At 64.0% G+C, this 18,672-nt stretch carries 13 protein-coding genes; 2 read left to right on the top strand and 11 right to left on the bottom strand.

Annotation, left to right across the window (positions count from 1 at the left end):
* Position 1: 1 nt before the first annotated feature.
* From selB to M2S36_RS00180, 8 genes are all read right to left on the bottom strand, one after another.
* A complete protein-coding gene (gene selB / locus M2S36_RS00215) occupies positions 2-1,924 on the bottom strand; it encodes a selenocysteine-specific translation elongation factor (protein WP_207832732.1) in 1,923 nt (640 codons plus the stop codon).
* The gene (gene selA, locus M2S36_RS00210) at positions 1,921-3,348 is read right to left on the bottom strand and encodes an L-seryl-tRNA(Sec) selenium transferase (protein ID WP_063911047.1); all 1,428 of its coding nucleotides are present in this window, start codon (positions 3,346-3,348) and stop codon (positions 1,921-1,923) included. The genes selB and selA overlap by 4 nt, the downstream gene beginning before the upstream one ends.
* A gap of 160 nt (positions 3,349-3,508) precedes the next feature.
* Positions 3,509-4,429 carry a formate dehydrogenase accessory protein FdhE gene (gene fdhE, locus M2S36_RS00205; protein WP_333956441.1) on the bottom strand — a complete coding sequence of 307 codons (921 nt, stop codon included), beginning with the start codon at positions 4,427-4,429 and terminating at the stop codon, positions 3,509-3,511.
* 4 nt (positions 4,430-4,433) lie between these two features.
* The gene (locus M2S36_RS00200; protein ID WP_063911045.1) at positions 4,434-5,090 is read right to left on the bottom strand and encodes a formate dehydrogenase subunit gamma; all 657 of its coding nucleotides are present in this window, start codon (positions 5,088-5,090) and stop codon (positions 4,434-4,436) included.
* Complete coding sequence (gene fdxH, locus M2S36_RS00195) at positions 5,087-6,037, bottom strand: formate dehydrogenase subunit beta (RefSeq protein ID WP_207832731.1); 951 nt, start codon at positions 6,035-6,037, stop codon at positions 5,087-5,089. The genes M2S36_RS00200 and fdxH overlap by 4 nt, the downstream gene beginning before the upstream one ends.
* Positions 6,037-9,105, bottom strand: coding sequence for a formate dehydrogenase-N subunit alpha (gene fdnG, locus M2S36_RS00190; RefSeq protein ID WP_156510838.1), 3,069 nt, complete (start codon positions 9,103-9,105; stop codon positions 6,037-6,039). Before fdnG ends, fdxH begins: the two co-directional genes overlap by 1 nt.
* 257 nt (positions 9,106-9,362) lie before the next feature.
* Positions 9,363-10,124 carry an SDR family NAD(P)-dependent oxidoreductase gene (locus tag M2S36_RS00185; RefSeq protein ID WP_207832729.1) on the bottom strand — a complete coding sequence of 254 codons (762 nt, stop codon included), beginning with the start codon at positions 10,122-10,124 and terminating at the stop codon, positions 9,363-9,365.
* 21 nt (positions 10,125-10,145) lie between these two features.
* Positions 10,146-10,931, bottom strand: a complete 786-nt coding sequence (locus M2S36_RS00180; RefSeq protein ID WP_207832849.1) for a TSUP family transporter — start codon at positions 10,929-10,931, stop codon at positions 10,146-10,148.
* 199 nt (positions 10,932-11,130) lie between these two features.
* Between M2S36_RS00180 and M2S36_RS00175 the strand changes: the two genes are divergently transcribed.
* A complete protein-coding gene (locus M2S36_RS00175) occupies positions 11,131-12,513 on the top strand; it encodes an aminotransferase-like domain-containing protein (protein ID WP_233694708.1) in 1,383 nt (460 codons plus the stop codon).
* A 193-nt stretch (positions 12,514-12,706) separates the two neighbouring features.
* Here M2S36_RS00175 and M2S36_RS00170 read toward each other — a convergent pair whose 3' ends face one another.
* The 3 genes from M2S36_RS00170 to M2S36_RS00160 form a co-directional block, all read right to left on the bottom strand.
* Positions 12,707-13,576, bottom strand: coding sequence for an EamA family transporter (locus M2S36_RS00170; protein ID WP_207832725.1), 870 nt, complete (start codon positions 13,574-13,576; stop codon positions 12,707-12,709).
* 165 nt (positions 13,577-13,741) lie between these two features.
* Positions 13,742-14,284 (bottom strand): single-stranded DNA-binding protein, encoded by a 543-nt coding sequence (locus M2S36_RS00165; protein ID WP_063911040.1) that lies wholly within the window; start codon positions 14,282-14,284, stop codon positions 13,742-13,744.
* Between the two features lie 9 nt (positions 14,285-14,293).
* A complete protein-coding gene (locus tag M2S36_RS00160; RefSeq protein ID WP_063911039.1) occupies positions 14,294-15,688 on the bottom strand; it encodes an MFS transporter in 1,395 nt (464 codons plus the stop codon).
* Between the two features lie 129 nt (positions 15,689-15,817).
* On the opposite strand from M2S36_RS00160, the gene uvrA reads away from it, so the two are divergent.
* A complete protein-coding gene (gene uvrA / locus M2S36_RS00155; RefSeq protein WP_333956431.1) occupies positions 15,818-18,652 on the top strand; it encodes an excinuclease ABC subunit UvrA in 2,835 nt (944 codons plus the stop codon).
* Positions 18,653-18,672: the final 20 nt, after the last annotated feature.

The following is an 18,672-nucleotide window of genomic DNA, read 5'->3' as shown; positions in this document are numbered from 1 at the left end:
CTCAGTGCCTGGCTTGCTGCTGGGCCAGGGCGCTGTCGGCGCGAATGTGACGCTGATCGGCCACCCTCCGGGTCAGACCGATGCGGTCGAAGTATTCCAGTATCTGCACACTGCGCTTGCGACCGATGCCCAACATATCGCGAAACGCGGCAACCTGCACTATCGGCGTTTCACTGGCCTGCCCCAGCAGCAGCTCTGCCATGCGCTGTAGCGTCGCCTCAGGGTAGAACAGGTCGCGCACCACCTGGTGCACCAGGCCCAACCGGGCCAGCTTGCGCAGCAACAGGCGCACATCGGCTTCGGCACGGTTTTCCTCACTCGCCAGCGTCCTGACCCAGGGCGGATCGTATTGCCCCGCCAGCAACTTCGGTTGCAGACTCGCCCATAGCGCGCTGTCGGCTTCACTCAACTGCACCTTGTGATCGGGCAGGTGCAGCCAAGGCCCGCTGCTGGCAATGGCACGGTCATCGAGCAACTCATCCAGCAGGCTGACAAAAGCGGGCCGCTCCAGCGGCAAGGCAGCAAAGCGGCGCAGGCGGTCGCGGTCCGGGCCGAGCTGGTCAGGCTCCTGCTCATGGAACCGCGCCAACTGCTCCAGCACCAGGCGCTTGAGCGCCTGCCACTGGGCACGGGCAAACAACAGTTGGCCCTGCCGTGTTGCCACCACCAGCACATCTTCCGGCAACTGCCAGGTTTCGCGCAGGCGATTGAACTGCCGCTCCAGGCGCTGCGGGTCGACACCCCCGGGTGCGCTGGCGAGCAGCGCCGGCAGGGCCTGCTCCAGGTCCTCGGTATCACGCAGCACCTGCAACTGGCGCAGGCGCTCATCGCTGCGCCGCTGACGGCTTGGCGCAAACGGGTCGAGCACCTTGCCGCCCCCCAGGGTGCGCTGGGCACGCTGGTCGCGCAGCACCAGGCGGTCGCCGTGTACCGCCTGCAGCGGTGCGTTGAGCAGCAACTGGGCGAACATGCGCTGGCCCGCCGTCAGGGTTTCTCCTTCGAGCAAGGCCACCCGGGCCGTTACGTCCTGGGTGCCGAGGTGCACGTGCACGGCGCTGAAATGTTCGAAAGTCCGGGTCTCGCCCGGCAAAAGTTTCAGTTCGATATCCACCCGCACGCTGGGGGCATGCAGCCACTCGGCCACCAGCCAGTCACCCCGATGCACCTGTTCCGCCGCCAGGCGTTCGGCAGCGATGTTCAGCGCCACACGCTGGCCCGCCTCGGCCACCAGGGCGGCCTGGTTCTGCGCATGCAGGCCACGCACCCGTACCGGTTTGCCGGCCTTGCCCAGCAACAAGGTGTCGCCGGCACTGACCCGCCCGGCCAGCGCCGTGCCCGTGACCACCACACCCGCCCCGGTAACGGCGAAAGCACGGTCGACGGCCAGGCGGAAACCGCCGCGCACGCTGCGCTGGCGCACGCGCTGCTCCGCCGCCAGCAACGCCTGGCGCAGGGCATCGATACCCTCGCCGGTCACACTCGACAACGGAAACTGCCGTGCACCGGCATAAGGGCCCGGCGCCAGCAATTCGCTGACTTGTGCCTGCACTTCGGCCAGGCGTGCCGGCTCTACCCGGTCGCATTTGCTGATTGCCACCAGGGCCTGGGGAATGCCGAGCAGCTCGATGATTGCCAGGTGCTCGCGGGTTTGTGGCATCACCCCGTCGTCGGCCGCCACCACCAGCAGCACCAGGTCGATGCCGTGGGCGCCGGCCAGCATGTTGTGGATAAAGCGCTCATGGCCCGGTACGTCGATGAAGCCGGTCAGTGCCGCCCCCTCGGTCAACGCCGCATAGCGGTAGCCCAGGTCGATGGTCATGCCACGGGCGCGCTCCTCCTGGCGCTGGTCGCCGGCCTGGCCGGTCAGGGCCTGGAGCAGTGCGGTCTTGCCGTGGTCGATATGGCCGGCGGTACCAACGATCACTGTACCGGCCCCAACTGCAGGGCGGGCAACTGCGCCAGCCACTGGGCTTCGTCATCCAGCTGGCGCAGGTCCAGCCACAGGGCGTCGTCGGCGATGCGGCCGAGCACCGGCACCGGCAGGTCTCGCAAGGCCCGCTCCAGCACATGCAGGCTGCGCCCGCGCAACTTCTTCGACACCTGCGGGCGCAGGCACAACGCCGCGCTCGGCAGGCGGGCGACCGGTTGGCTGCCACTGCCGATCATGCCCAACGCCGGCTCCACGCTGACCGCCCATTGCTCGCCGAGGCGGGCCTTGAGCTCAGGGGCCAGGCGCTCGGCCTGGGCCTGGATTTCGGCCTGGCTGCGGGTCAGCAGACGCAGGCTGGGCAGGCGCTCGGCCAGGCGGTCGGGGTTGCGGTACAGCGCCAGCACCGCTTCGAGTGCGGCGAGGGTGATCTTGTCGACCCGCAGCGCACGCTTGAGCGGGTTCTTCTTGATCCTGGCGATCAGGTCCTTGCGCCCGACGATGATCCCGGCTTGCGGCCCGCCCAGCAGTTTGTCGCCACTGAAGGTGACGATATCGGCGCCGTCAGCCAGGGCCTGGCGCACGGTCGGCTCGGCGGGCAGGCCCCAGCGGGTGAGGTCAAGCAGGCTACCGCTGCCAAGGTCCTCAAGCAGCGGTAAGTCATGTTGGTGGGCGATGCGCGCCAGCTCGGCGGTGGGCACCTGGGTAGTGAAACCCTGGATACTGTAGTTGCTGCAATGCACGCGCATCAGCAGGCCGGTGCGTGGGCCGATGGCGGCCTCGTAGTCGCGGGCGTGGGTGCGGTTGGTGGTGCCGACTTCGTGCAGCTTCACGCCAGCGCGGGCCATGATGTCGGGAATGCGGAAGGCACCGCCGATCTCGATCAGTTCACCGCGGGAGATGATGCCCTCCTTGCGCGCGCCCAGGCTGTTGAGCGCCAGCAGCACGGCGGCAGCGTTGTTGTTGACCACGGTGACGGCTTCGGCGCCGGTCAGCTCGCGGATCAGGCCTTCGATCAGGTCGTCACGGTCGCCACGCTTGCCGGTGGCCAGGTCGAATTCCAGGTTGAGCGGGTAGCGGGCGGCGGTCTGCATGGCCTCGATGGCCTCCTCTGGCAACAGGGCGCGGCCGAGGTTGGTGTGCAGGACGGTGCCGGTGAGGTTGAACACGCGACGGACCTGGCTGCGTTGCTGGGTGGCCAGGCGTTCGCCGGTGCGGCCCAGCAGGACTTCAGCGGCCAGTTCGGCGGCGCTGAGTTGGCCGGTACGGGCGGGGTCGCGCAGGTCGTCGAGCAGTTGGCGCAAGGTGGCAAGGACCGCGTCGCGGCCATGGCGGTCGATCAGCGGGAGGCAGGCCGGGTGGCGCAAAAGGGTGTCGATGGAGGGCAGGCGTGGGGTGTCGCTGGCTAGGCTGGAGGACATGCGGTACTACCTTGGACTGATCCGTTGTCTGTACTGGCCTCTTCGCGGGGGAACCCGCTCCCACAAGGCCCGCGCAGCTTTTGAAGCTTGCGCGGTACCTGTGGGAGCGGGTTTACCCGCGAAGAAGGCGACTCGGTCTTACAGTGTAGACACTCACCCACTACCCGGGCGCAAGCATCAGGTTCGGTGCCAACCGATGGAAGCCCTCCTCGTCCAGGCGAATGTCCAGCGCCAGGCTGGCCAGGTCGTCGGCCAGCGGCTCGGCCGCCGCATCGTTTTCCAGGTAGTTCTGCTTCAGGTAGCTTTCGCACGCCGGGCAGCACTCGGCACGCAGCGGCGCCTTGCCCGGCGCATGGCGGTCATCGTCGAGGCTGGTGTAGCGCAGGTCCTTGCTCGACTCGCAGTAGACGCACTTGACCCGCACTACATGCCATTCACAGGCACACAGCGAACAGGCCAGGTAGCGCAGGCCATTGTGCTTGCCACGGTTGCGCACCACCCCGGCCATCGCCGGCGAGCCGCAGGCCGGGCACTGGGCCAGGCTGCCGGCGGGCTTGAGCTCTGGCGCGGGCAGCGCCAGCAACCAACTGGACCAGGCCGCCTGCAAGGCCGCCCCAATGAACGGCACCAGCCCTGCGGGCACTGCATCGTACTGGCCGGCGAGCAAGGCAATGCCCCAGCCCTTGCGCTGATTGTCGTCGCTGCCACGCAGGGCTTGCAGTGCCTCACCCAACGGACCGCTGGTTTGCGCGCTGAAGTGCTCGAGCAAGGCCTGCAACCAGACCAGCCACGGCCCTTCACGCACCAGGCTATCCGCCGCCAGCGGCGGCAAACCATGACTTATGCACAGGCGTTGACGCTCCTCGGCCACAGGCATGCCAGCGGGCGGGTTATCCACAAGCTGCTGCTGGATGCGGCACAAGCGGGCCACCAGCTTCAGGTATTCGCCAAGGGCATTGCCCTCGGCCAACTGCTCCAGGCGCGCGGCCCGCAGTTCGAACAGGTTGGCGGGGGGCAGGTGCAGAAACGGCGGCATCACCGCCGACGCTTCGATCTGCCCGGGTTCGAGTATCGTGCTCAAGCGCTCATCCTTCTTTTCGTCCGTGATTGCCCGGCGTCTTGTCACCGGTCACTTCGCGGTACCACAACTCATGGTGCTTGCGCGCCCAGGCGCGGCTGACCCAGCCATGCAGCATGGCGCCGATCGAGCCCTTGATCCAGATGCCGGCGTAGATGTGCACGATGATGCTGAGGATCAGCACGAACGCCGCCAGGGCGTGGAGCAGCGCGGACAGGCGAATGACCTCGATGCCGAACCAATGGCTGAAGTAGGCGCGCCAGATCACCACACCGCTGACCAGCAGAACCAGCATGCACGCCAGCAGGGTCCAGAACAACAGCTTCTGCCCGGCGTTGTACTTGCCGATCGGCGGCACACCCTCCTCCTTGTTGAGCATCACCCGGTCCACGCGGCGCAGCCACAGGCGGTCGTTGGCGGTGATGAAGTTGGCGCGCCAGAAACGCAGCACCAGGCCGAGGAAGAACACGAACATCGCCACCCCGATGAAGGGGTGCAGGATGCGTGTCCACGGCCCACCGCCGAACAGGTTGCTGAGCCAGAACAGCGCCGGATGGAACAGCGCCAGCCCCGACAGGCCAGCCAGGATGAACAGGATCGCGACGACCCAGTGGTTGCTGCGCTCGTTGGCGTTGTAACGCAGGATGGGTTTGTTGTCGTTCATGGTCGCTGCTCCCCTTGCCCACCGGGCTTGGCCGGATCATAGACATGGACCGACGGGTCCACCTGATGCACGCTTTCATCCGGCGGTGTCGGGCGTTCGTCCTCCTCCACCCGCTGTGGCCCGACCCGCACATAGTGGAAGAACCCGGCCAGCACCGCCGCGCCCATGGCCAGCAGCGCCAGCGGCTTGGTGAAGCCTTTCCACAGCCCCACCAGAGGGCTGATCACCGGCTGATCCGGCAGGCCGGCGTACAGTTTCGGCGTGTCGGCATGGTGCAGCACATACATCACATGGGTGCCACCGACGCCGTCCGGGTCGTACAGCCCGGCGTTGTCATAGCCGCGCGACTTGAGGTCGACGATGCGCTCGGCGGCATGCACTTTCATCTCGTCCTTGCTGCCGAACACGATCGCCCCGGTCGGGCAGGTTTTCACGCAGGCCGGCTCCAGGCCCACGGTCACGCGGTCGGAACACAGGGTGCACTTGTACGCCTTGTGGTCCTTCTGCGAGATGCGCGGGATGTTGAACGGGCAGCCGGTGATGCAGTAGCCGCAACCGATACAGTGGTCCTGGTTGAAGTCGACGATGCCGTTGGCGTGCTTGATGATCGCCCCCGGGCTCGGGCAGGCCTTCAGGCAACCTGGCTCGGCGCAGTGCATGCAGCCGTCCTTGCGAATCAGCCACTCCAGGTTGCCGTCGTCGCGCTCATGCTCGGTGAAGCGCATCAGGGTCCAGGTCTCGGCGGTGAGGTCCTGGGGGTTGTCATAGGTGCCGTGGTTGTGGCCGACCTCGTCACGCAGTTCGTTCCACTCCGAACACGCCACCTGGCAGGCCTTGCAGCCGATGCACTTGGTGGTGTCGATCAGCTTGGCGACTTCCTGCTGCTGGCGTACCGAAGGCGGTACGGTGGTGGTGGCCGAGCGGGCGATGATGTCTTGGCTGGCCATCAGAGTTTCTCCACTTTGACGAGGAACGACTTGGACTCTGGCGTCTGGGTATTGCCGTCACCCAGGAAAGGCACCAGGGTGTTGGTCAGGTAGCCATGCCGCGTAGCCCCGGTGAAGCCCCAGTGCAGCGGGATGCCGATCTGGTGCACGGTCTGGTTGTTGACCTTGAGCGGGCGAATCCGCTTGGTCACCACCGCCACCGCCTCGATGTGCCCGCGCTTGCTCGACACCCGCACCCGGTCACCGGCCTTGATACCCTTCTCGTTGGCCAGCACCTCGCCGATTTCGACGAACTGCTCGGGCTGGGCAATGGCGTTGAGGCGGCAATGCTTGCTCCAGAAGTGGAAGTGCTCGGTCAGCCGGTACGTGGTCGCCGCATACGGGAACTCGTCGTGCTTGCCCAGGGTGTCCCACACCGAGTCGAAGACCCGCCCGGCCGGGTTGCTGGTGGCCTTCTTGTTCTGCGGGTGCAGCGGGTTGATGCCAATCGGCGTCTCGAACGGCTCGTAGTGCTCGGGGAACGGGCCTTCGGCCATCTTGTCGATGGCGAAGAACCGCGCCACGCCTTCGGGGTTCATGATGAACGGGTTCATCCCCGCCTCGGGTGGCGAGTCGACCTTGAAGTCGGGCACGTCGGTACCGGTCCAGGCCTTGCCGTTCCACCATACCAGGCGCTTCTTCTCCGGGTCCCAGGGTTTGCCTTGCGGGTCGCTGGAAGCACGGTTGTAGAGGATGCGGCGGTTGGCCGGCCAGGCCCAGGCCCAGTTCTGCACCTGGTGCATGCCGTATGGGTCGCTGTTGTCGCGGCGGGCCATCTGGTTGCCCTGCTCGGTCCAGCTGCCGGCGAAGATCCAGCAGCCGGACGCGGTGCTGCCATCGTCCTTGAGCTGGCCAAAGCCCGCCAGTTGCTGGCCGGCCTTGAGCACTGCGCCAGTCGGGTCGGTGAGGTCGGTCACCGCCCAGCCGTTCATTTCCTTGGCCAGTTCCTCCGGGGATGGCTCTTCAGGGATCTTGTATGGCCAGTTGATGTTCATCAGCGCGTCTGGGTAGGCACCGCCCTCGGCCTGGTAGCGTCGGCGCAGGCGCAGGAACAGCTCGCTCATGATGTGCACGTCGGTGCGGGTCTCACCCGGGCCGTCGGCGCCCTTCCAGTGCCACTGCAGCCAGCGGCTGCTGTTGACCAGCGAGCCGTCTTCCTCGGCGAAGCAGGTGGTGGGCAGGCGGATCACTTCGGTCTGGATGTTGGCCGTGTCGACATCGTTGAACGGCCCGACGTTGCGCCAGAACTCCGAGGTCTCGGTGGCCAGCGGGTCCATGATCACCAGCCACTTGAGCTTGCCCAGGGCTGCGGTGACGCGGTTCTTGTCCGGCAGCGCGGCAATCGGGTTGAAGCCCTGGCACATGTAGCCGTTGACCTTGCCCTGGCCCATCATCTCGAACATGCGCAGCACGTCGTAGGCCGGTACGTCGAGCTTGGGCAGCCAGTCGTAGCCCCAGTTGTTTTCTGCCGTAGCGTTGGCGCCATACCAGGCCTTCATCAGGCTGACGTGGAACTTGCCGTAGTTCTGCCAGTACGACAGTTGCCCTGGGCGCAGCGGTTTGGAGGCGCGCTTGTCGATGTAGGCGGCGTAGTCCTGCTCGGCATCGCCAGCCAAGGTCAGGTAACCCGGCAGCGAGTTGGACAGCAGGCCGAGGTCGGTCAGGCCCTGGATGTTGGAGTGCCCGCGCAAGGCGTTGACCCCGCCACCGGGCATGCCGACGTTGCCCAGCAGCAACTGGACCATGGCCGCACTGCGGATGATCTGTGCGCCGATCGAGTGCTGCGTCCAGCCGAGCGCGTAGAGGATCGTCATGGTCTTGCCCGGTACCGAGCAGGTGGCGATCTCTTCCCAGATCTTCAGCATGGCGTCCTGCGGCATGCCACAGGTCATGCTCGCCAGTTCCGGGGTATAGCGGCTGTAGTGCTGCTTCATCAGCTGGAACACGCAGCGCGGGTGCTGCAAGGTCGGGTCGACCTTGGCAAAACCGTCCTCACCCAGTTCATAACCCCAGCCGGACTTGTCGGCATACACACGCTTGGCCTCGTCGTAGCCGCTGAACAGGCCATCCTCGAAGCCATAGTTCTCTTTGACGATGAACGACACATCGGTGTAGTTGCGCACGTACTCGTGCTGGATCTTGTCGTTGCTCAGCAGGTAATTGATCAGCCCGCCCATGAAGGCGATGTCGGTACCGGTACGAATCGGTGCGTAGTAGTCCGCCACCGAAGCGGTACGGGTAAACCGCGGGTCGACCACGATCAGCCGCGCCTTGTTGTGCGCCTTGGCCTCGGTCACCCACTTGAAGCCGCACGGATGCGCTTCTGCTGCGTTGCCACCCATCACCAGGACCAGATTCGCGTTGGCGATATCGGACCAGTGGTTGGTCATGGCGCCACGGCCGTACGTCGGGGCAAGACTTGCCACCGTCGGGCCATGTCAGACACGAGCCTGGTTATCGAACCCCAGCATGCCTGTTGCGCGGATGACCTTGTGGGTCAGGTAGCCGGCCTCGCTGGAGGCGGCGGAAGCAGCGAGAAAACCGGTAGTGAGCCAGCGGTTGACCGTTTGCCCCTGGGCGTTCTTTTCGATGAAGTTGGCGTCGCGGTCCTGCTTCATCAGGTCGGCGACGCGATCGAGCGCCTCGTCCCAGCTGACTCGCACCCACTCCTTGCTGCCCGGCTTGCGTACCTCGGGGTACTGCAGGCGGCTCGGGCTGTGGATGAAGTCCAGCAGGCCGGCGCCTTTCGGGCAGAGGGTGCCGCGGTTGACCGGGTGGTCGGCGTCACCTTCGATATGGATGATGTTCTGTTTGACGTTCTTGCCCGCATCGCCCTGGCTGTACATGATCAGGCCGCAGCCGACCGAGCAGTAGGGGCAGGTGTTACGGGTTTCTTTGGTATGCGCCAGCTTGAAGTGACGCACCTGCTCGGCGAATGCGGGTGTCGGGGCCATGCCCAACGCCGCAAGGCTCGAGCCTCCAAGGCCGACGGCGGCGACCTTGAAGAACTGCCGACGGTTCAGGTCCATCGTGCACTCCTGATCAGGTGGTGGACGCACGGAACATGGCCGGCGCCTCTTGGTAGTCACGGTGGCGGCCAATTGATGGCCGCCAACAGGTAAGACTAGCCAAGAATCGCGAAGGTGCGATGACATGGGTCAGCTGAAGGCGCTGTGTTGCCTGATTCGCGGGTGAACCCGCTCCCACAGGTACTGCACCTGCCCGAATGTGGGAGCGGGCGTGCCCGCTAACACCGGCAACGCCGGTGCCATCCACCACCGGCCGATCAGCAAAGCGGCAGGTTGCGCACCACGTTCAGCGCCGCGCTGCTCTGCGCCACCGGCATGATCTCGATGGTATTGATGTTCACATGCGCCGGCTGCTCGGCAATCCAGGCCACCGTGGCCGCGATGTCCTCGGGCAGAATGGCCTCCACATCCCTATACAGCGCCTGCACGGCATCCAGGTCACCGTTCAGGCGCACCACCGAGAAATCGGTACCCGAGCACAGCCCCGGCTCGATGTTGCTCACTCGCACGCGGGTGCCCGCCAGGTCGGCGCGCAGGTTGAGGCTGAACTGGCGGACGAAGGCCTTGCTGGCGCCATACACGTTACCGCCCGGGTAGGGGTAGGTGCCGGCGATCGAGCCGATGTTGATGATCATGCCGCTGTCGGCTTCCACCATCTGCGGCAGTATCTTGTGGGTGACCATGGCCAGGCCGGTGATGTTGGTGTCGATCATCCGCTGCCAGTTTTCCGCACTGCTGACCTGGGCACGGTCCACGCCCAGCGCCAGCCCGGCATTGTTGACCAGCAGGTCGATCTGCAGCGAAGCATCACGAATCTTCTCGACCGCCGTCTCGAGCGACACCGGGTCGGTGACATCCAGCGCCAGCGCAGTGAAGTTGGCGCCCAGTTCGGCTTCCAGCGCTTGCAGCTTGTCCATGCGCCGGGCGCCACCGATCACGCGGTAGCCTTTGCCGATCAAGGTACGGCAGATGGCGCGGCCAAAGCCCGAGGAGGCGCCGGTTACGAATGCGGTTTTCATCAGTTGTCTCCTATGGAAGGGTCAGGCCAGGTACTTCACGCCCAGGCTGGTGAACAGGCAGAGCATCGAAAACACCAGCGCCTTGCGCACCACTTCGTTGCCCTTGCGCAGGGCCAGCGCGCTGCCCAGGTGGTTACCGAGGATGTTGCAGGCCACCAGCGGCAACGCCAGCAGGTAGACGACCTTGCCGGCAATGACGAAGGCCACCAGGGCGCCGATGTTGGACGCGAAATTGAAGGTTTTGGAGTTGGCCGAGCTGGAGACCAGATCCATGCGCAGCAGGTAATGGAACGCGATGATGAACATGCTGCCGGTACCGGGGCCGAAGAAGCCGTCATAGAAGCCGATGGCCAGACAGGTCAGCGGGACCACGGTGAACAGCATGCGCGATGACAGTTCGCGCTCTTCGACCGGGCGGTCCTTGGGGGTGAGGAAGATGAGGATGCCGAGGGGGATCAGCGCCAGGATGATCTTGCCCACGGTTTCCTGGGAGATCGACACGATCAGGTGTGCCCCCAGGTAGGCACCGAGCAACGAGAACGGCACGCCGACCAGCGCCACCTGCCAGACCATCTTGCTGTTGGCCAGGAAGTTGCGAATGGCTGCCAGTGTGCCAAGGGTACTGACCAGTTTTTCCTGACCGAGGGCAACCTGCGGTGGCATGCCGACCAGCAGAAAGCCCGGCACCAGGAACAACCCGCCGCCACCGGCAATGCTGTCTACGAAGCCGGCAACGAAAGCGATAGCCCCAAGCATGAGCACCGCCAGCAACCAGTGTTCCGCCCAGAAAGCGCCCAGAATTTCCATAGCGAAGTCCATCCAGTGGAGTGTCCTGCCAAGCACAACGCAAGTGTGCATGTCCCAATCAGCGCGATGATTGTAATTACAAAAATTGAATCGATGCAATATCAAATTAAATCGACTCAATGGCAACAATTGCCCTCATTACCCGCATCTTGGCTTTCATGTTAGGCTGCGCGCAATTGCAGAATCTGGTGTCATTTCCATGTGGGTCCCTCAATACGGCGATCAAACCCAGCCGGTTTACCTGATGATCGCTAATGCCCTTGAACAGGACATCGAAAGTGGTCGGCTTGCAGCAGGCGATCGTTTGCCCACCCTCAAAGACCTTGCCGAGGCACTCAATGTAACTCCCGGCACCGTTGGAAGAGCCTACGACGAAGCCGCCAAACGCGGCCTGGTGGTTGGAGAGGTGGGCCGTGGCACATTTGTCAGGCAGTTGCGACAGCGGTTATCCACCCCGTCGGTGCCTGCACCCGTTACTGGCGAAAGCAGCCAGATCGATCTCTCGATCATCAAACCCAACGACGCCCACATGAGTGAGTGGTTGGGTGCGGCGATCAGCGAGCTGGCCACTTCTCCGGACCTGGGGCAGGTACTCGACTATGTGACAGAGGGTGGTCACACCTCCCACAAACAAGCAGGGGCAGCCTGGATTCAGCGCTGGCTGCCTGATGCTCGCTGGCAACAGGTTGTACTGACCTCTGGCGCCCAGCATGGACTATTGGTGGCCATCAGCAGCCTGTCGAAGAGCGACGATGTGGTGCTGTGCGAATCGTTCTGCTACCCAGGCATCATCTCCCTGGCCCACAGCATGGGCCGCCGCCTGCGCGGCGTGGCCATGGACGAGCACGGCCTTATTCCGGAGGCATTGCGCGCGGCCTGCCTGGAGCACCGCCCTTCCCTGCTGGTGTGCGTCACCACCCACCAGAACCCGACCAACTCGATCATGCCCCACGCACGGCGCCAGGCCATTGCAGAGATCGCCCGCGAGTTCGACCTGTTCATCGTCGATGACGATATCTACGGTTTTCTCGAACCCGCAGCGGATTACCAGCCACTGACCGCGTATGCGCCCGAACGCTCGGTGTACCTCACCAGCCTGTCCAAGAGCGTGCTGCCGGCGCTGCGCATCGGTTACCTGTACGCGCCACCGCAAACCCTCTCGCGGTTATCGTCGATGGTACGCAGCAGCGTCTGGATGCCGTCACCATTGATGGCGCAACTGGCCAGCAACCTGATCAACAGCGGCATGGCCGACCAGTTGGTGCGGGTACAGCAGGACGAGGCGGCCGCGCGCCAGCAAATGGCCCGGGAGATCCTTGGCAGGTACAAGATCCGCAGCCAGCCCAATAGCTTCCACATCTGGCTGGAGTTGCCGGAGCCGTGGACCAGCGACGAATTCGCCAACCTGGCGCGCAACAACGGCGTCACGGTAGTCAGTGGCAGCCAGTTCCTGCCGGAACGCAGCCACGCAACCTGCGGCGTGCGCATCGCCCTGATGGCGCCCAGCCGCCAGGAACTGGGCTTTGCCCTGACCAAGCTGGTCAGCCTGCTGGACTCGCCGGAGCCGCGGTTGTTCTATTGAAGCGCTGCCTTATTGGACCCGCTCTCACATAACCCTGTGAATTAGCAGGGACCCTGTGGGAGCGGCTTTAGCCGCGAACACCGGCACAGCCGGTGCCATGCACCGCGCTGGATTCTTCGCGGCTAAAGCCGCTCCCACAGGATAAGCGGATCGCTTGCGAACTCGTTCGCACCAGCACCTGAGCTTATCGGGATCAGCCAAACAGGTGCAGTAGAATGGCACCCACCAAGACCAGGCCCACGCCCACCACCTGAAAGCAGGACAACCGCTCCCGATAGAAGAAGAAGCCCAGTATCGCGGCGATTCCCCCCGACAGCGTGCTGATCACGGTGACAACGGAAATCGAACCATTTAGCGCCCCCCAGGAAAAGGCGGAAAACCCACCCAGGTTGAACAGGCTGGCACCGCACAATGTTGCACACGTTCTTGGCCTGATTACCGACCAGCCCCTCAGCAGCCTGAGCGCTTCGGGCATCAGGAAGATCACCCCAACTGCATACCCTAGCGCCAACATGTTCACAGGGCCGAGCGAGGGCAGCGCATATTTCCCCTGAAGCCAGAAACTGACGCCGTAGAAAGCCGCCGCCAACAGAGCGAAAGCAACCGGCAAACGGCTCATCGACCGCCCCTGCTCACCCGCCCTGTTACCGCTGCTACTGGCCAACAGCACACCAAGGAAACAGGTCAGCAAGCCAAGAAACTGCCAAAGCGACAGTTCATCACCACCTAGCCAGGCCAGCAGCGTAGTAAAGACGCCATACGAGGTCACCAGCGGAGCCACGACTGCCGTCTTGCCGATAGCAAAGGCCTTGGAAAGTGACAGCGCCCCTAACACCGTGCAAAGCGCCGCAACTCCGCCAAGCAGCAATGCGCTAACAGGTGCCGCCAGTATCTTTTCCAGCTGATTGGCCGATATGAAGATGATCAGCCCCATCAGCAACAGACCCAATACCTGCCCAAAAAAGACAGCTCGACGAATGCCAACCGCCCGGGCGTTTACCCCCACTAGAAAATCGGTGACGCCCCACAACAAGGCGGCTATCAAACCCATGATGACGTCCATGTTTCCACTCTCGTTGCCTGCTAGGGACAGATATTAAATTGAGAAGGCAACAATGAGCTGCAGCACCAGCAGTTTCAGAAGCCTCCTACACGGGTGGCTGCCCATAAAAAAACCCAGGGCAACTGCCCTGGGCTTCTGGTCTTGCTAGACGCCTGACCGCTCCGATCAGAACGGAATATCGTCATCGAAGCTGTCGAAGTCAGCCGCTGGCTGCGGGGCTGGCTGCTGCGGTGCCGGGCGCTGAGGAGCCTGTTGCGGGCGCGGGGCCTGCTGGCGCGGAGCCTGGTTGTACTGTTGCGGCTGGCCGCCACCGTAGTTGCCGCCACCCTGGTTGTACGGGTCACCGCCCTGCTGCTGGCCCTGCGGACGGCCGCCGAGCAGCTGCATGGTGCCGTTGATGTCGACGATGATCTCGGTGGTGTAGCGCTTGATGCCGTCTTTTTCCCACTCGCGGGTCTGCAGCTTGCCTTCGATGTAGCACTGCGAACCCTTGCGCAGGTATTCGCCGGCGATTTCGGCAACCTTGCCGAACAGCGACACACGGTGCCACTCGGTACGCTCGACCTTCTGGCCCGACTGCTTGTCGGTCCACTGCTCGCTGGTAGCCAGGCTCAGGTTGGTCACGGCGTTACCGTTGGGCAGGTAGCGGACTTCGGGATCCTGGCCACAGGTACCAACCAGAATGACTTTGTTAACCCCACGGGCCATAACGTTCTCCTAGGCTTCGCACGCCGAAGAGGCCGGGTTCACCAGGCGCTCGAGGGTCGTACGGTCCAAAATTTTCGTATCCAGTTTGATATAGATGGCGGCTTCTTCCGCCACCACGACGGCGTCGGTCACACCCGGCACGGCCATCAGGCGCTCGGTCAGGCCGGCTTCCCGGACTGCCTCAGGCGTCAGCGGCATGCGCAGGCTGGTCACATAGGGCGGCTCGTTCATGCGCAAGGCAACGACCAACCAGATGGCACACAGTACCGCACAACCGAGGAACACCATGTTCAGCCCGCCGTGCTGGAACAACCAGCCACCGAGGATTCCTCCCAGGGCAGCACCGAGGAACTGGCTGGTGGAGTAAACCCCCATTGCCGTCCCCTTGCCACCTGCAGGCGACACCTTGCTCACCAGCGAAGGCAGCGATGCCTCCAGCAGGTTGAATGCAGTAAAGAATACCACGGTGCCGATCACCAGTCCGCGCAAACCGTCAGCCCACTGCCAGAAGAACACCTCCACCAGCAGCAACACACTGACCGCCCCGGCCAGCACGCGTTTCATCTTGCGCTTTTTCTCGCCGTAGATGATGAACGGGACCATTGCAAAAAATGAGATGAACAATGCGGTCAGGTATACCCACCAGTGCTGCTCCTTCGGCAGACCGCCGCGCTCGACGAAGGCCAGTGGCAGCGCGACGAAGCTGGCCATGAGGATGGCGTGGAGGATGAAGATGCCCGCGTCCAGGCGCAGAAGGTCCGGATGGCGCAGGGTCGGGCCGATGGCCTGGCGCGCCACACCCGACTCACGGTGCTGCAGGATGCTGTGGGTATTGGGCACGACAAAGGCGATCAGCAGGATGCCGACCAGGGCAAGTCCTGCCGTGGCGAGGAACAATCCTGACAAGCCAAAGGCACGAGTCAGCAATGGGCCGACGACCATGGCGACGGCAAACGACAGGCCGATGCTCATGCCGATCATGGCCATGGCCTTGGTCCGGTGCTGCTCGCGGGTGAGGTCGGACAGCAGCGCCATGACCGCAGCGGAAATCGCCCCGGCCCCCTGCAGGATACGCCCGGCGATCACACCCCAGATGGAGTCGGCCTGGGCCGCCAATACACTGCCCAGGGCAAAGATCACCAGCCCCAGGTAAATCACCGGCCGGCGGCCGATACGGTCGGAAATCATCCCGAACGGGATCTGCAAAACGGCCTGGGTCAGGCCATAGGCACCAATGGCCAGGCCAATCAGCGCCGGTGTGGCACCGGCCAGGTCCATGCCGTAGGTGGCCAGCACCGGCAAGACCATGAACATGCCCAGCATACGAAAGGCAAAGACCAGGGCCAGGCCGCCAGCGGCGCGGGTTTCGCCGCCACTCATGCGCTCGTTGTGGGTGTCGTGCATGGATTAACCTCGTGTGAACCGGCGGCGATTCTATCAGTCCGACAGCGTGACGGCATCTACGCGACGCTTTGCCGCGTACTGGCAGGGCGCCGTATACTTCCTTGTTTATGCCCGCCGAGCGAGGCCGCAGTGGACAAGATCCTGATTCGTGGGGCACGCACCCACAACCTGAAGAACATCGACCTGACCCTGCCCCGGGACAAGCTGATCGTGATCACCGGCCTGTCCGGTTCCGGCAAGTCGTCCCTGGCGTTCGACACCCTGTACGCTGAAGGCCAGCGCCGCTATGTCGAATCGCTGTCGGCCTACGCCCGGCAGTTCCTGTCGATGATGGAAAAGCCTGACGTCGACACCATCGAAGGCCTGTCGCCGGCCATTTCCATCGAGCAGAAGTCGACCTCGCACAACCCCCGCTCCACGGTGGGCACCATCACCGAAATCTACGACTACCTGCGCCTGCTGTACGCCCGCGTCGGTACCCCACGCTGCCCGGACCACGATATCCCGCTGGAGGCGCAAACGATCAGCCAGATGGTCGACCTGGTGCTGGAGCGCCCGGAAGGCAGCAAGCTGATGCTGCTGGCGCCAGTGGTGCGCGAGCGCAAGGGCGAGCACCTGGCGGTGTTCGACGAATTGCGTGCCCAAGGCTTTGTGCGTGCCCGGGTCAACGGCAAGCTCTACGAGCTCGACGAACTGCCCAAGCTGGACAAGCAGAAAAAGCACAGCATCGATGTGGTGGTGGACCGCTTCAAGGTCCGCGCCGACCTGCAACAGCGCCTGGCCGAATCGTTCGAGACCGCGCTCAAGCTGGCCGACGGCATCGCCCTGGTGGCACCGATGGATGATGAACAAGGCGAAGAGACGATCTTCTCCGCGCGCTTCGCCTGCCCGGTCTGTGGCCATGCCATCAGCGAGCTGGAGCCGAAGCTGTTCTCCTTCAACAACCCCGCCGGCGCCTGCCCGACCTGCGATGGCCTGGGAGTGAAGCAGTTCTTTGACACCAAGCGCCTGGTCAATGCCGAACTCACCTTGGCCGAAGGCGCGATCCGCGGCTGGGACCGGCGTAACGTGTACTACTTCCAGATGCTCGGCTCGCTGGCCGCGCATTACGGCTTCAGCCTGGAGGAGCCGTTCGGCCAGCTGTCGGCCGAGCACCAGAAAGTGATCCTGCAGGGTAGCGGCAAACAGAGTGTCGACTTCAAGTACCTCAACGACCGTGGCGACATCGTCAAGCGCTCGCACCCGTTCGAAGGCATCGTGCCGAACCTGGAGCGTCGCTACCGCGAGACCGAGTCGGCCACCGTGCGTGAAGAACTGGCCAAGTTCCTTGGCACCCAGCCCTGCCCGGACTGCCGCGGCACCCGCCTGCGCCGTGAGGCACGGCATGTGTGGGTGGGTGAAAAGACCCTGCCGGCGGTGACCAACCTGCCGATTGGTGAAGCCAGCAACTACTTCGGCGAACTGACCCTGACCGGCCGCCGTGGCGAAATTGCGGCGAAGATCCTCAAGGAAATCTGCGAGCGCCTGCAGTTCCTGGTCAATGTCGGTCTCGACTACCTCACCCTCGACCGCAGTGCCGATACCCTGTCCGGTGGCGAAGCGCAGCGTATCCGCCTGGCCAGCCAGATCGGCGCTGGCCTGGTGGGGGTGATGTACATCCTCGATGAGCCGTCCATCGGCCTTCATCAGCGCGACAACGACCGCCTGCTGGCCACCCTCAACCACCTGCGCGACCTGGGCAACACGGTAATCGTGGTGGAACACGACGAAGACGCCATCCGCCTGGCCGACTATGTGGTGGACATCGGCCCGGGGGCCGGCGTACACGGCGGGCAGATCGTTGCCGAGGGCTCGCCGCAGGAAGTCATGGCCCACCCCGACTCGCTGACCGGCAAGTACCTTTCCGGGCGCAAGAAGATCGTCGTCCCGGCCAAGCGCACGCCGCGCAACAAGAAGCTGCAACTCAAGCTCAAGGGCGCACGTGGCAACAACCTGCAAAACGTCGACCTGGAAGTCCCGATCGGCCTGCTGACCTGCGTGACCGGTGTATCCGGCTCGGGCAAGTCGACGCTGATCAACAACACCCTGTTCCCACTGGCCGCCACCGCCCTGAATGGCGCAAGCAGCCTTGAAGCGGCGCCGCATGCCAGCATGGATGGCCTGCAGCACCTGGACAAGGTAGTGGATATCGACCAGAGCCCGATCGGCCGCACCCCTCGCTCGAACCCGGCGACCTACACCGGCATCTTCACGCCGATCCGCGAGCTGTTCTCCGGTGTGCCGGAATCACGTTCGCGCGGTTATGGTCCGGGGCGCTTCTCGTTCAACGTCAAGGGTGGCCGTTGCGAGGCCTGCCAGGGCGATGGCCTGATCAAGGTGGAGATGCACTTTTTGCCGGACATCTACGTGCCGTGCGACGTGTGCAAGAGCAAGCGCTACAACCGCGAAACCCTGGAGATCAAGTACAAGGGCAAGAACATCCACGAGGTGCTGGAGATGACCATCGAGGATGCCCGCGAGTTCTTCGATGCAGTGCCGGCGCTGGCGCGCAAGCTGCAGACGCTGATGGATGTGGGGCTGTCGTACATCAAGCTGGGGCAGTCGGCGACCACGCTGTCGGGCGGCGAGGCACAGCGGGTGAAGCTGTCGCGCGAACTGTCCAAGCGTGACACCGGCAAGACCCTGTATATCCTCGACGAGCCGACCACGGGCCTGCACTTTGCCGATATCCAGCAGTTGCTGGACGTGCTGCATCGCCTGCGTGACCACGGCAATACCGTGGTGGTGATCGAGCACAACCTGGATGTGATCAAGACCGCGGACTGGCTGGTGGATCTGGGGCCGGAGGGTGGCTCGAAAGGTGGGCAGATCATTGCCTGCGGTACGCCGGAAGAGCTGAGCGAGATGAAGCAGTCGTATACCGGGCATTATCTGAAACCGCTGCTGGAGCGGGATCGGGCGTGAGGCCTTGGGGGCGCTTTGCG

The sequence above is a fragment of the Pseudomonas sp. SF2 genome, from assembly GCF_036858055.1.
Lineage (GTDB): Bacteria > Pseudomonadota > Gammaproteobacteria > Pseudomonadales > Pseudomonadaceae > Aquipseudomonas.
This window is presented reverse-complemented; position numbering and strand designations above follow the sequence as displayed.